The sequence below is a fragment of the Anaerolineales bacterium genome, from assembly GCA_016928575.1.
In the GTDB taxonomy this organism is placed as follows: domain Bacteria; phylum Chloroflexota; class Anaerolineae; order Anaerolineales; family RBG-16-64-43; genus JAFGKK01.
Genome location: JAFGKK010000077.1, coordinates 1 through 14,361 on the forward strand (window position 1 = coordinate 1; position 14,361 = coordinate 14,361).

Genomic DNA, 14,361 nt, shown 5'->3' on the forward strand with positions numbered 1-14,361 from the left:
CGAGGCCGCCGCTTCGGCGAAATCCATCCGGGCCCTGGCCTACACCGCCGGCTCCGACGTCGTCTTCGACTCGGGCCGCTACGCACCGGAAACCGGCGAGGGTCGCAAGCTGCTGGCGCACGAGCTGGCGCACGTGACGCAGCAGGAGGAAAACCCGGACTCGAATACCGTCCGGCGCTACTGCGATCCGACGACCCACACCTGCCTGCCGGGAACGGAACGGCCATGGTCCAGCGCAGCGGAAGCGCCGGCCGGCGAGATCCTGGAGTCGACGCTCCCCGCCGGTCCAATTTATCACTTTGAGGGGATCGCCCTGGCCGAGGACGCCGAATACGTATACCGCCAGCTCACCCAACTGGTGCTTGACTATAGAGACGCCGGCGCCGCAGCGAGTTTCGCCGAACGGTTGCGGCGTTTTTCCAGCGCCGACATCGAAAGCGAACGGCGGCGCGCCGAGGACTATCGGCGCGAGGGCACCCTTCCCGGCGGCGTTCCCCTGCCCGCGGCCCAATTGGAAGAGCAAGAAGCGCTGCTGGCGGTCAAGGACAGAATCCAGCCGATCGTCGACGCGGCGGCGGGGCGCATCCACAGCGAGAACCAGGTCAGCGAGCACCAGATCGAAACCATGGCCCGCGCCAATCTGAGCGAGGCATTGAGCATAAGCGAGGAGCGCGCGCTCGGCGAGCGCGGACGCTACGGATTGACGCCGGAAAGGACTGAGTATCGTCCGACAAGGGGAGACTACGGGGAACACGCCCTAGAAATCAGCAGCTACACGCCGGCGGGCATGGCTTCCAACGCCGCCACCGCCGGCTTGGCGGCGGCGGCCCGGCGGCTGCTGGGCGAGGTCCGTTCCATCCGCGCCCTGGTGGCGGAGCGCAACGGACTCCGGCAGACCGTATGCAGCGAGGTGGATTGCGAAACGACGATCACCGATCCGGCGCGTTTCGAACGCGTCAACCGCGACCTCGAGGAGCGGCGCCGGCAATACGCGCTTGCGCGAAACGAAGTTGAGGCGGATTACCCCATCCTGGCGGCTTACACGACGATTGAATCGGACGCCTACATCGACATCGACGGCGTCATCGACGACCTCAATACGATCGCTTCGGGACGTTCCCCCTCGGCCGCCAGGATGTTGTACGGGGAAACCGAAGAGACGCTGAACAACATCCGTCGGGTGCGGGAGGCCGTCCGGGACGGCGATCTCTCCGTCTGGGATTTGCCCAACATCATCGCCCTCACCCGCGACCAGTTGGGAATCCGGGACGATGCCCGGATGGGGATCGTCTTGCGCTCACGGATGCAGGCCGCCGCGCAGGCCGCCCAGAACCGGGTGCTCGTCGACCTGGCGATCGGGCTGGTGGCGCTGGTGCTGGGGCTTATCGCCGCGATTCCCAGCGGCGGTTCCAGCCTGGTCGCCGCCGGCACTTTTATCGCGGCCGTGGGCGCGGCCGGAGTAAGCGGATACATGGCAGTCACGCACGCGCAGGAATACCTGCTGCAGGCCGCCATGAACGGCACCGATTTCGACAAAGCCCGCGCCATCTCTCAAGAAGAACCATCCTTGTTCTGGGTGGCGCTGGACATCGTCGGCGCAATCACCGACCTGCACGGCGCCCTGGCCGCGTTCCGCGCGCTGCGCGGGACGGTGCGGGCTGCGCTGGAAGCGCGGCGCGCCGGCAACGTGGTGGAGGCCGAACAGCAGATCCGCCGTCTCGTCGCCGACGCCGAAAGCCACGCGCCGGGCCGGAACCTCGGCCGGCGGATCTCCGACCATCTCGCCGGAGAAACCGGACATATGCGGGCGCCCGACCTCCTGGAGTGGCAGCGGGGTTTGAATCCGGAAACCCGGGCGTTCCTGGTCGATAATCCCGCCACCCGCTCGGCCTACGAAACCATGTCCCCGGCGGTTCGGCAGATATTGACCAACTGCTCCTCCCTGTGCGTCATCCCCAACCTCACGCGCCCGCAAATACACGAAGTCCAGCAGCTACTAGACCGTTTGCTAGAAAGCGGCGCGGCGCTGGACGGCAACATCATGATCCAGTTAAAAATTTACTTCCACATCCAGCAGGAGGATTTTCCGCGCGCGCTGCGGTTGCTGCGGGGGGTGAACACGGTGGAGGACTTGGAGCGCCAGGTGCTGCAAGGCTTCCGTCGCCGGGCGATGGCGCCTCTCGGTCCGGCGCCGGCAGCTACGCCGCGGAATATCGCGGGAACGGTGTCCGGCGGCGCCAGGCTCCCGCCGGTCCGGGCGGGCGAAGACTGGCTGCGAGCCTCGACGCGCGGGCGGATCGGCCTGATCCCGGAACAGATCGCCACCCAACTGCGCGGACAGACCTTCAATAATTTCGACGAATTCCGGGCCGCCTTCTGGCAGGCCGTCGAAAACGATCCGGTTCTGAGCTCCGGCTTCAACCAAGCCAACCGGACTCTGATGCAATCAGGCCTAGCGCCCTTCGGACCCGGAGGTCAGTATCAGCTGCATCACATCACACCGCTCGAGAACGGCGGTCCGTTGTACGACCTGGACAACCTGATGGTGGTCTCCGACGAATTCCACATCAGCGTGCATTCGACGATACCGCTAAATCCTTAACTTTTCAACCGCGGCCGAATGGTCCGGGAATCCGTCGATTCGCTTTTCGAAAATGTACGGTTTGGTATCACATCACCGGGTTCATAACTCTGTCCATTCGGGGGAAATCCCCGCCGGTCCGTCCCGGATCAGAAACGAACGGGGGGTTCTTTGTCCTCCCCCGTTTATCGGAAGACGACAAACAGGGGAGGATCTTCACACCGCCGGATTCATCACCCGCCCCAGGAAGAGAATCGTCCCGGTCGGGTTGTCGCGGATCAGGAAGAAGAACGGGCGGTCGACGGCGATCGGCAGGGGCGGCTCCGGCTGGGCGGAGGTGGTGCCGACGATGACGACCGTCGCCGCGGCGGCTTCGGTGCCCGCCTCGTCGACGGCGACGAACGCCTTGTGGATGATTTCCGTGATGAAGAGGTCGCGCGTCCCGTCCATCCCCGAGAAATCCGCGCGTCCAGGATCGAACGCATCGGGCATCCCCAACGCGGCCAGCCCGCCGGCCAAACCGGCGGACCACTCGAAGGTGAACTTCGGCATCGAGAGGATGACCTCTCCGTAATCCAGCGCCGCCAAGGCCGAATCCACGAATTCGGAATTCAGCCGGCCCTCGATGCTTTCGAAAGCCCCCTCGTCCGGCAGGAGGATCAGCATCGAGAGTTGCCGCCCCGCATACGGCAGTTCCACGGCGGTGAATCCCTCGCCCCGCGCGTTGTTCAGCCGCGCCTGCTGGCGCATCATCGGCGCCGAGACGGCGCTCCCATCCAGCAGATGAAAATCGCCCGGCTCGGTGAACTCCGCATCGAAGGGGTGCAGCCAGGCGGCCTTGAAATAGACCGCGTTGGCCAGCACCAGGCGGGTGAGTTCGTCCAAGGCACCCGGCGGAATGATATCCTTGATTTTTTGGTTGGTGGAGTCGCTGACCCAATCGTTAATTTCCTGCCGCGCGGCTTCGGCGTCGTTCCGGAAATCCGCCAGCCGCAGGCCGGCGGCGTAATGCACCGCCAGCAGGTCCAGGAATTCCTGTTCGAAATGAAAACCGCTCTGGCCCCACAGCGAGTTGGCGACGTTGAGCTGAAAGACCTGGTCGGGCGCCAACTCCTCCGATTTGGAGCGGCCTTCCAATTCCCAGGCCAGTTTGTTAAACGCCGGATGCAGTCGGTCCGGCGGCAGCGCGAAATGCAACGCGGCCGACATCTGCTCGGACGTTTGTCCCCTGGCGCCGGCGTGGGTCATCGCCAGCGCGACGGAGATGCTGTAGGGGGAGTAGAACGCGTTTCCGCCGCCCTTCACCGCTTGGCCGTAAAGCGCGAAGGCGAAATCGTTGTTGCCGCCGGCCAACTCGGCCAAATCCGCATCCGAAACCTGCGGCGCCGGATCCCGGACTAGATCCGAACGGGCTTCCTTGGCCTCGGCCGTTTCGGGCGCGCAGGCGGAAAGCAGCAGCAGGACGGATAGGAGAACCAAACTTGAAAAGATTCCTTTTTTCATATGAGCTCCTTCCCCCTCTCTTGCTCCCCCTCTTCGATCCTCCCCCGCTCGGCGCAGAGCACCGAGCGGGGGAGGACTCCTATGCAGCTGGATTCATCACCCGGCCGAGGAAGAGGATCGTCCCGGTCGGATTGTCGCGGATCAGAAAGAAGAACGGGCGGTCGATGGTGATGCTGGCGGAGCTCATCTGGGCGGCTTTTTCGAACATGACCACGACCGTCGAAGCGGCGGCCTCGGTTCCCGCTTCGTCGACAGCAACGAACGCCTTGTGAAGGATGGCGCAGATGTACAGGTCCAGTTCGCCGTCCATGCCCGAGAAATCCGCGTTCATGGTGAAGGCTTCCGCCATGCCGAGGGATTGGAATGCCTGCGGCAATCCTTCCGCCGTCCAATCGAAGCGGAATTTCGGAAGCATCAGATCGACCCGCCCGGATTTCAGGCTGGCCACCGCCGCATCCAACCATCCGGCATCCAATCGGGATTCCACCTCGCGGAAACGCCCCTCATCCGGAACCAGGAACAGCATCGAGACCTGGCTCCCGGCGTAGGGCAACTCCACGGCGGTGAATCCATCTTCGTGCATGCTCGGCAACCGGGCTTGCCCGTGCATCATCGGCGCTTCGACGGTGGTCCCATCCAAAAGGCGAAATGCGCCCGGCCGGGTGGCATGCGATTCAAAGGGGTACAGCCAGGCGGCCTTGAAATACACGGCGTTGGCCAGCACCAGGCGGGTGAGTACGGTGATGATCTCGGGCGGCGGGGCCGGGATGATTTCCTCGACTTTATCCTTAGTCTCCCGGGACACCCAATCGTTGATCGCCCGCCGGGCGGCTTCGGGAGCCTGTTTGAAATCCGCCAGGCGCATGCCGGCCGCGTAATTGCGCGCGAGCAGGTCCAGGAAATCCTGCCGGAACGGGAAACCGGTCTGCCCCCAAAGCGCGTTGGCGACGTTTAATTGGAACGCCTGATCGGGATCCAAGCCGGCGGCCGCGGCTCGGCCCGCCAGTTCCAGCGCCAATTTATTGAAAGCCGGGTGCAGGCGTTCCTGCGGCAGGGTGAAATGCAGCGCCTGCGCCATCTCCTCCGCCGTCCGGTTTCTTGCCCCGGCGTAGGTCATCGCCAGCGCAATGGAAATGCTGTAAGGGGAATAGAAGAGGTTGCCTTCCCCCGGGGAAATTTCCCGGTACAGGTCGAAGGCGAAACCGGAATTGCCGCGGACCAATTCGGCGAAGTCGGCGTCCGGCACCTGCGGCGCGGTCTCCCGCGGCAAGCCGGATTGCGCCGCCGCGGCTTGGCCGGAAGAAGGGGAACAAGCAGATGGAAATGCCATGGCAAAAACCAGTATACCGGGAATCCAAAGAGAACGGATCATAGCGGATACTCTAACCTCCGGAACAAGGGTGGAAAAACCGCGCGTGGCCGTTTTCATATATGATAAAGACGATGCAAAACGCCTTAAGTTCCCTCAGCCCTCATCCCCAGCCCTAATCCCAACTGACGTTGGGAGAAGGGAGGTTTCCCCTTTACCGGCCTGCATCCCCAACCTTTCCTCCAACCCTCATGCCCAGCTCTTCTCTCAGCCCTCATCCCAGCCTCCTCCTAATCCTCATATTCAGTCCATCTCCCACCTCTCATCCCTTGCCCTTATCCCAACCCTTCTCCCAACCCTCATCCCCAACCCTTCTCCCGACTGACGTTGGGAGAAGGGGGTCCTGATATTTTTTCGGCGGTTGGGCGGGAGGAAAAATATTCATCCCCCAATTATTAAATCCGGGATTATCCAAGAAGAGCTCTTATCTCTCTCCGGATCGTCATCCCAAGCGAAACCCGGGACAGGTACCCGCGCCTACCCTGCGAAGCCGGGGCCAATATTTCCCTTCCCAGTTGTTGGGGACCGGAACGATTATGAAGCGGGGTGTTCGTGACGGGTTTCCTGTCGTGGAAACCCTGGATTCCCGCCAAAACCGCGCGGGAATGACGAACCAACAACTGCGTGGAAATATCCCCAGACGCCGTCTTCCGACTTTTTCCTGCTTTCGCGGGAGGATCACCATTGCGCGGCTTGCCGCGCGGTAGTCCATAGACAGCCCCGGACGGGAGGGAGGTTATACCTCTTTCCGATAAAACCGGTAACGCTTATAGACCTTGGCGCCCATGTGGTGGGCGATGTTCCAGGTGTCGGGGTTGTCCTCGCCGGTCAGCGAAAGATCCGCCCATATATAACCCTTGGCGGCGGCGCGCCGGGCCATCTCGTCGAACAGCAGCACCGCCACGCCGGTATCCCAATACTCCGGCGGAACGGCCACGCTCTTGATGGCGATGCCTTTTGGCCGTTTGTTGCGGTACCACAGCACCCGCAGGTAATCCCACGGATAGCGCAAACCGTTAAGGTGGATCAGGATTTCGTTGTAGTTGGGGATGGCCGGGAACCAGCCGACGGTTCGGCCGTCGATTTCCGCGAACAGGACCAGATCGGGATCGGCCAGGTCCCTGAGCGGCATGACCATTGCCTCGATCGCCGCGCGCGAATAGGGGACGAAGCCGTCCAAATGCGCAAGGCCCCGGTTCTGCAGGTCCCAGATGCGGTCGATTTCGCCGTCCACATCCTTCAGGTTCACTCCGCGGATGGCGATGTTCTTGCGCCGGCGGACCCGTTCAGCCAGGTGCATCAGGCGCCGGATCTTCGGAGCGGAAAGATCGATGTCGGCGCAATAGGCGAGATTGTCGGCGTGGCGCTTGGTCATCCCGAAGCGCTCGCAGAACTTCGCGTAATACGGCGGATTGTGTCCGCACAGCATCGCCGGGGGGCGGTCGTACCCTTCCACCAAAATCCCGCGCGAATCCTCCCGGTCCAGGTTGTAGGTCCCGTAGATCGCCTTCATCCCGTGATCGCGGGCCCACGCCTCCGCGCGGAGGAACAGCGCCTCGGCGACGGAATAATCCTCGATGCATTCGAAGAAGCCGAACAGGCAGTCGGCGCGGCCGCGGGCGCGGGTATCGGCGGTATCTTCCGCGCAGCAGATCGTTCCCGCCGTCTTTCCGTCCTTCCAGGCCAGGAAAAAATCGGCGTAGCCGTCCTGGAAGAACGGCCCGCGCCGCGGATCAATCGCCTTTTGCCGTTCGGGGAGCAGCGGCGGCACCCACAGCGGATCCTTGGCGTAGATGCGCCAGGGAAAGGTGAGGAACAAGCGCCGCTCGCGGGCTGTGCGGACCGGCCGGACGTCAATCATCGGCGGCCTCCGGCGGACCGGCCGGGTCCGCCTTCGCCCGCCGCGCTTCGAGCGTGCGCGCGATCTCGGTGTAGTTCTCGCGCCCGAGCGGATAGAAGACGGCGAAGAGGATCCCCAGCCCGAGCAGCACGGCCGGGATCGGTCCGGCGATCAGGCGGATTCCGTTGACGGCCGATTCGGGCTGGGCGGCGTTGCCCGGGACGTATCCGGATCGGTCGAGGACCAACAACGCCAGCGGCAGGGCGATCGAGACCGCGATCTTCTGCGCCAGCGAGATCAGGCTGTAGTACATGCCCTCGTGCCGCTCCCCGCTCTGCAATTCGCCGTATTCGATCGCGTCCGGGAGCATCGACCAGGGAACGATGTGGGCGGCCGAGACGCCGATCCCGGCCAGCACGCAGATTGCCAGGATCATGGGCAGGCGGATGGAGGGATCGAGCGCGGAGAGGGCGAGCAGAACCGCCGCCAGAAAGGCGGTCCCGAGAATGTAAGCCCAGCGCTTGTTCAGCCGGCGCGAGATCCATTCCCACAGCGGCAGGGCGGCCATCGCCACGATGAAGATCGTCGCCATGATCAGGTCGTTGTTGGCCTCCTGGCGGACGACGTGCTTGATGTAGTAGAGCATGATCAGCTGGATGATGGCGACCGTGACCCAGGTGAAAAGGTAGATCACCAGGTTGAACACGAAGGGCGGGTTGCGGCGCAGGGCGGCGATCGACTCGCGCAGCCCCTTCGGCGGCCGGCGCATGAACTCCTTCCGTTCGCGGGTCCCGAAGAACACCAGCCACAGGGGCAGGACGCAAAAGGCGCCGATCACCGCGCCCATCGCCAAAATCCGCCCCGCGTTTTCGGGGCGGAAGGTTCCGACGATCATCAGCGGTACGGTGAAGGCGATCAGGCTGCCGAGGATGGAGAAGAAGGCACGGGTCGACATCAGCGCGGTGCGCTCGTCGTAATCCGCGGTGAGTTCGGGGGTCAGGGCAATGAAGGGGATGTAGGCGAAGGTCGCCGCCAGTTCGTAGACAAGGTACATCAGCGAGAAATACGCGCCCAGCCAAAGCGGATCGGCGATCGGCGGCCGCCACCACATCAGGGCGAAGGCCGCCATCAGCGGGACGGCGCCGAAGAGCAGGAACGGGCGCCTCCTTCCCCAGCGGGAACGGGTGCGGTCGGAGAGGTAGCCGACGATCGGGTCGTTGATGTAATCCCAGGTGCCGCCGACGAAGATCGCCAGGGCGGCGACCGCAGCCGGGACTCCGACCACGTCGGTCAGGTAGATGGCGAAGAACGCGCCGACGATGGTGCTGGTCAGGCTGAAGGAAAGGTCGCCCGACCCGTAGATCCACTTTTCGCGCAAGGTGAGTTTGGGGGGCATGCCGGTGGAAACCTCAAATCAGGATGGAATGGCGGTTCCGGACATTCCGCCAATTATATGCGAAACGCCTCCGGATCTCGGTTTCCCCTTACCCCCGCTCCTGGCATAGCGCCGCTTCCCCCGCGCCGGGAAGGCGGGCGTGAGGGCAGGCGCCACGGCGAGGCCGGCATGACGATCGCTGGCGGAGCAGTGAAGAATAATTGGCTCTCCTCAGCCCTTCGTCCTTTCTCTTTCTTTATTCCAAATCCTCAATCCCGCCCCGGCTTCGCCGTGTGGGTCCGGTGTGACGGAGGATAGGGGTGAAGAGGGAAAGCGCGGTACTTCTTTTCAATAGTAAACCCGCTGAGCAGACACGATGATGTTTACCGTTGCGCCGCCGGTGTTCTTCACTTCGCCGGATTTGCGGCCACGACCTTGTCGCGGCCTTCGGCCTTGGCTTGATACAGCGCCGCGTCCGCCGCGCGCAACAGGATCTCCCCGGAAGGTTCGCATTCCGGGATCGCCGAGACGCCGAGCGAGAGCGTGATTCCCGAAAGCGTTTTCCCGCCGATCTGGACGGCCATAGTCTTGATTCCCGTGCGGATCCCCTCGGCGCGCAACAAGGCGATCCCCAGCGCGGCGTCGGGCAGGACGATCACGAACTCCTCGCCGCCGTAGCGGCAAGCGATATCCTCGTAGCGCACCTGGGCGGCGAGGAACGCGCCCAGCCGGCGCAGGACGGCATCGCCGGCTTCATGGCCGTATTGGTCGTTGAAGGATTTGAAATGGTCGATATCCAGGAAGATCAGGCTGAGCGGCGCCTGTTCGCGGACCGCGCGGTGGATCTCGCGTTCGAGGGTTTCCTCGAGGTAGCGCCGGTTGAAGAGCCCGGTCAGGCCGTCGCGGATCGATTGGTTGCGCAGGGTTTCGCGCAGTTTTAGGTTGGCGACGGCAAGGGCGATATGCTCGCCGACCGTCTTGGCCAGCGCGAGCACCCGGGTTTGCCCCTCCCCGCCGGGGACGGAATCCTCCGCTTCGCCTTTCCGGCTTTGCAGGTGCAACAGGCCGAGCACCTCGCGCTGAGCGAAGAGCGGGATGCACATGTATTGCGACACCGCGGCCGAATCGACGTGGTGGCAGCGCATCCCGGTGGAGAATTCATCCATCCACAGCACCTGCTCCCGGCGCAAAGCCCAGCACTGGGCGGCGGCGCAGGCGGGTACGTTGCGGCCCAGTTCGATTCCGCCCCAGGCGGCCGCCGGTTCAAGGGCCGTCCGTGAATCGTTCATCAGGAAGAGCACCCCGTGGTTGAACGGAAGCAAGCGGGGCGTGTAATAGCCGATGATGGCGTAGGTATCCTCCAGCGCTTGGCAAGCCTGGAGAAACTCGCCCATTTCGGTCAGCAGGGCCATGTCGGAGGCATGGTGCTGCTGTTTTTCAAGCGCCAGAATCAGCTCGTCGGTGGATTCCCGCAGAGCCTTTTCCGCCTGGCGGGATTTTTCGCGCTCGCGCAACAGCGTATACGCGGTTTTTTCGGTGATGAAGCCGATGATAAGCAGGAACAGCAGTTCCAGTCCGATCCCCACGGCGGCGCCGGCCGTCATTCCGCCTTGGATAAGAACCGGCAGGGAAAGGGCCGTGCTGGCGATAAACCCGTTGACCAGGATGCCCGGCCGGCCGAGGAACAATCCGCTGTGGATCGCGCCGAGGATGAACATCATCCAGAAAAGGCTCGGGTATCCGCCGGCGAAGCCGACGATGAACGACGACATCGTCCAATTGAATCCCGCGAACAGGATCATCCACGGGTAAATCTCCCGAAGCGTCCGCGTGCGCAGGGTGATAAGGGTGTTGGCCAGCGTTTGGAAGACGAACAAGAGGAGGATTTGCGGCCAAAACGCCTTTCCGCCTCCGGCCGCTAGGTAGATTGCCGTCAACAGGATTTGGGCGGCGCCGAGGAACGGCGAGATGCCGAGCCACAACTCGCCGGCGATGTCGGACTTGATCGGGGAACCGTTTGACGGTACGGTTGTCATCTCTGGATTTTAGCCAATCATCCCGCTTGCCGCTATTGCACATTTCGCAAACCGCGGCGTATTCCAAGATCCGGGCCAGATGGCAAACATCATGGCGAAGAGCTAATGTCTATCCTGAAAAGAGACGATAATCATACACCCGAAATTATTATTGGCGCCATCCTCTTTACCCAACTTATCCTTCCATATACCAAGGGATAATGCGTTCATTCGCAGCGATTGAAGAAGTTGTTACACAGGGCCTTTACGAGGTTTTTGAGGGAGCTAAGCAATCTTCTTTTATAGAAGAAGGAGATCGACTCTTTGCTCCGCTCCCGCCCAGGGGAAAAAAACGGTTATTGCCCGAAGGCACAGCGCGCACCTTGTGAATTACTCACCATGACATTCTGTGTCCTTCCAGCATTCTGCCATATCCCTGGTATTCCACCCGTATATGACACCAACACACAATATTCAAGTTACTAATCTACTTACTATTCCATTTGTCCGAAGACTGCGCCGGAGCAGACGTTTTTTTCATTTTTTTAATAGAACATTATATACCTCCTCCTCGTTTATTTTTATTGCCTCCTGCAATTCCTCCATTATTTTTTGGTTGGCTTCGTTTATGGTTTCAATTATTTCCCGTTCTAAAATATCCTTTTTCTCCTTCTTAAGCAAATCTCCCATTATTGTAATGGCCTGAACTAATTTATTCCCGGATATGGTAATAATTATTTTACCACTTGATGAATAATGGGTTTTCTTTTTTAAGGACAATTGTTGAACTGAGCAGTCATTCTTTTTTAATAATACTTCAATCTGTTCTTTTACCAATTCCCTTTCATTCGATAATATTTTCGTAAATTCTTTTTCGGAAATGGCCTTTTGCATTTCCTTGACAGCATTTTCTCCCGCCCGGATAATTGATTTATTAATCAAATGTATAATATGTTCTTGGATTTCATTTTTTTCGTATCCATCGAAAAGCTTATCGGATATTCGCATCGAATGGATAATTTGGCTGTTATCCATAGTTAGCGCGATAAGACCGTTGTCATCTGAAAAAGTGTTAATGGCAGATTTCCAACCGCCGCAGGAAAGAAGGATTTTTTCCTTGGTTTGATGAAAATATTCTTGCGTTTTCTCGTTAAGCGGATTGGCGATTTGTCTCATTGTTCCTCCCCCAATGGAATGGATTATCTTAGTGTTACATAGTATAGATACAGCATGAAGCTGGAGACAATAACCGGCACAATCAGGAATATCCTGCCTTGGAAATTCATCGCATTCCCAAACAGCACATGGTTGATTTTCGTCAGCAGTTGCCCTTTCTCACGCATCCACTTTTTCGGAGAGTGGACAGTAATTATCACGCCCAATGAAAATATCCTTCTACATATAATGATATGTTGATGACCAAGATCGCTGATAATGACCGCATCAGTTGCTCCATTTGGGTGAAATTCCCATTTTTCTACTTCAAGGACTTTCTGAATTATCCGCGTTAACTCCTTTTTTCCCACACCCCAATAAACAGTTTTGTTCCTCGAGTTAATCATTCCGATAAAAAATATAAAGAATAAAAAGACGATCCATAATCGAAATGACTGAATACATACTGCATCCTCGTTTTCAATGGAGATCATGAGGTTTATTGTTGGAACGATGACGATTAATAGAAGGCAAAAAGGGGAATATGCCGAAGGAATCGAAAATATCTTACCTCGAATTCCTATCACCATGCATGATAAGAATATCGATAACCAAAAAACAACTTCAATAATTATTAGAAATAAATAATGGCTCATCGCTTCTTCCCGGAAGGAAAGGTTCGAAACCCCTCTTCGCTGCCATTAATTCGGTTCCGGCGTCTCGCTGCTGATGGGTACTTCCGGAGGATCGTAAACGGGTTGGCCCGCCCCCGGACCTTGATCAATGATGCTGTAATAGGAATCCCCCGATTTGTTTTCGCCGGGAAATATGCTGTTCCAAGCCGCCGCCGCATTGCTGGTTGCTTGTTTCATATCAGCAGCGGCTTGATCTTGAACAAGCCCTGCGCCTGTGCTGGTTGCCACTCCCCCCGCGGCGGTAACTATACTTACTGGCGTCGACGCTCCTGCGGTAAATATCAAGGCGAGACCTGCACCAATAGTCACCAGCGCCCCACCTACTCCAGCAATTGTTGCATTGTTATATGCATTTTTCGCATTCTTATAGCCCGTAACGGGTATTTCCAGAGTAGAGTCTCCAGTTGGATCCATGGGATCGGGAATAGTGACGGTTCCACCATCCACGGCAAGCATAAAATCCCTAATCGCGTCTTCGTTTTCAGGGGTAATAATCACTCTTTTACACTCTCCATATATACAGAGGATCATAGAGTCTGGATTATTCTCATCAAATTTATACCCAAGGTAAGAATCTCCACTGGAATAAGAAACACCTGGAGTAAAGCCATCACTACTGGATAACGTCTCTTGATATTGATTTAGCGTATTAACCGTAAGATTATCTACCGCATCAAAATCATTGGCCGTCTTGCGCAGCGCTTCTGCGTCGCCGACCAGGAGGGTGTTCATTTCCTGGGCTTGGCTTTGCAGGTCGTAGGCCGCTTTGCGGGCCGCGCCCGAAAGCTGGCCGTCGTAACTCGGCAGGGAAAGCGCCGTGGCGAGGACTTCCTCCCCGGCCCGGTTAAATGCATCGCCAGCCGAAGCGAAATCCTCGGCCTTGGTTTTCAACTCTTCCGTGTTCACTTTAATGCGCGCCATGCAATCCCCCTGTGTGTCCATATCGCTGACAATATTTTCCGCGTCGTCTATTGACAACGATACTATCATGGTTTATAATCCGATGCAATACCATATTAGGGGGAAAAATGATTACTCCACCTCCTCAATATTTATACCGTGACGTCCAGATCCATCCGCCGGAAGCGGACCGCTTGGCGGATAAACTGCTGGAGAAGATCCGCTTTTTAACCGCGGAAAAAGAAAAAGTGGAATCTTCCTCGAGGTTTCTGGATTTCAACTGGGAAGGACGCAAGAAGGAAGGATTCATGCACGAAACCAATCCCCATGGGAAAAAAATAATCGATCAGATCGAGAGTTATAGAGCGCAGGAGCGGTTGTTCCGCTCGATTAAAGTCAACCGGCGGGAGCAGTACCTCAACCCGGAATGGGAATCCTACCAACGGGGCAACCGTTAACCCACCCGACACAGGGGGAATCATGGCCGTCATCGATTTCGATCCCGAAGACCTCGGCAAATTCCTGAAGGAAGTCCACGAAGCGAACCGCCAGATCCAAAACGCCGTGGAAAAGCTGGCCGACGCCGTCAAGGAGGTGGAGCCGAAGTGGAACGGCGACGCCCAGAAGGCGTTCCTCCGCTTCTACGGCGATTGGCGCAAGGGGATGGAATTGCACTCCGCCGCGATGCAAAAATCCGTCGAACAGTTGAAGCGGATGGCGGAGGAGTATCAGAAATAAAACCGCGGATTACACGGAAAGTAAACCGGTTCCCTCGGATTATTCCAGGTGACATCCTAACAGGGTGTTGAAAAAGCCTAGCGATGTCATTGCGATGAGCGAGGCGACCCCGGCCCACCCCGCGCCGGGGCGGGCGAAGCAATCTCCCTCTTTTTCCAGCGAAGGAGATTGCTTCGCTCCCTGCGGTCGC

General features: G+C 58.9%; 11 protein-coding genes. 3 read left to right on the forward strand and 8 right to left on the reverse strand.

Annotation, left to right across the window (positions count from 1 at the left end):
• Positions 1 to 2,602 (forward strand): DUF4157 domain-containing protein (locus JW929_10235; GenBank protein ID MBN1439776.1); only part of this gene is annotated, 2,602 nt, incomplete at its 5' end.
• 195 nt (positions 2,603 to 2,797) lie between these two features.
• On the opposite strand, the gene JW929_10240 is transcribed toward JW929_10235, so the two are convergent.
• The 8 genes from JW929_10240 to JW929_10275 all read right to left on the reverse strand — a co-directional run bounded on the left by JW929_10240 (position 2,798) and on the right by JW929_10275 (position 13,523).
• On the reverse strand, positions 2,798 to 4,084 hold the full coding sequence (locus JW929_10240) for a serpin family protein (protein ID MBN1439777.1): 1,287 nt from the start codon (positions 4,082 to 4,084) through the stop codon (positions 2,798 to 2,800).
• 79 nt (positions 4,085 to 4,163) lie between these two features.
• Entirely contained in the window at positions 4,164 to 5,414 is a 1,251-nt protein-coding gene (locus JW929_10245; GenBank protein ID MBN1439778.1) for a serpin family protein, read from the reverse strand.
• A 775-nt stretch (positions 5,415 to 6,189) separates the two neighbouring features.
• Positions 6,190 to 7,314 carry a GNAT family N-acetyltransferase gene (locus tag JW929_10250; GenBank protein MBN1439779.1) on the reverse strand — a complete coding sequence of 375 codons (1,125 nt, stop codon included), beginning with the start codon at positions 7,312 to 7,314 and terminating at the stop codon, positions 6,190 to 6,192.
• Positions 7,307 to 8,689, reverse strand: coding sequence for an MFS transporter (locus tag JW929_10255; protein ID MBN1439780.1), 1,383 nt, complete (start codon positions 8,687 to 8,689; stop codon positions 7,307 to 7,309). The genes JW929_10250 and JW929_10255 overlap by 8 nt, the downstream gene beginning before the upstream one ends.
• A 386-nt stretch (positions 8,690 to 9,075) precedes the next feature.
• Positions 9,076 to 10,704: a diguanylate cyclase gene (locus tag JW929_10260; GenBank protein MBN1439781.1), complete on the reverse strand. Its 1,629-nt coding sequence runs from the start codon at positions 10,702 to 10,704 to the stop codon at positions 9,076 to 9,078.
• 516 nt (positions 10,705 to 11,220) lie between these two features.
• Positions 11,221 to 11,859, reverse strand: coding sequence for a YbaB/EbfC family nucleoid-associated protein (locus JW929_10265; protein ID MBN1439782.1), 639 nt, complete (start codon positions 11,857 to 11,859; stop codon positions 11,221 to 11,223).
• Positions 11,860 to 11,882: 23 nt separating this feature from the next.
• Positions 11,883 to 12,494 carry a hypothetical protein gene (locus JW929_10270; GenBank protein ID MBN1439783.1) on the reverse strand — a complete coding sequence of 204 codons (612 nt, stop codon included), beginning with the start codon at positions 12,492 to 12,494 and terminating at the stop codon, positions 11,883 to 11,885.
• A gap of 45 nt (positions 12,495 to 12,539) precedes the next feature.
• Entirely contained in the window at positions 12,540 to 13,523 is a 984-nt protein-coding gene (locus JW929_10275; protein MBN1439784.1) for a WXG100 family type VII secretion target, read from the reverse strand.
• A gap of 104 nt (positions 13,524 to 13,627) precedes the next feature.
• Here JW929_10275 and JW929_10280 point away from each other — a divergent pair, with 104 nt between their 5' ends.
• Both JW929_10280 and JW929_10285 read left to right on the forward strand, forming a co-directional pair.
• Positions 13,628 to 13,891, forward strand: coding sequence for a hypothetical protein (locus tag JW929_10280; protein MBN1439785.1), 264 nt, complete (start codon positions 13,628 to 13,630; stop codon positions 13,889 to 13,891).
• A 22-nt stretch (positions 13,892 to 13,913) separates the two neighbouring features.
• Positions 13,914 to 14,171 carry a WXG100 family type VII secretion target gene (locus JW929_10285; protein MBN1439786.1) on the forward strand — a complete coding sequence of 86 codons (258 nt, stop codon included), beginning with the start codon at positions 13,914 to 13,916 and terminating at the stop codon, positions 14,169 to 14,171.
• Positions 14,172 to 14,361 lie beyond the last annotated feature (190 nt).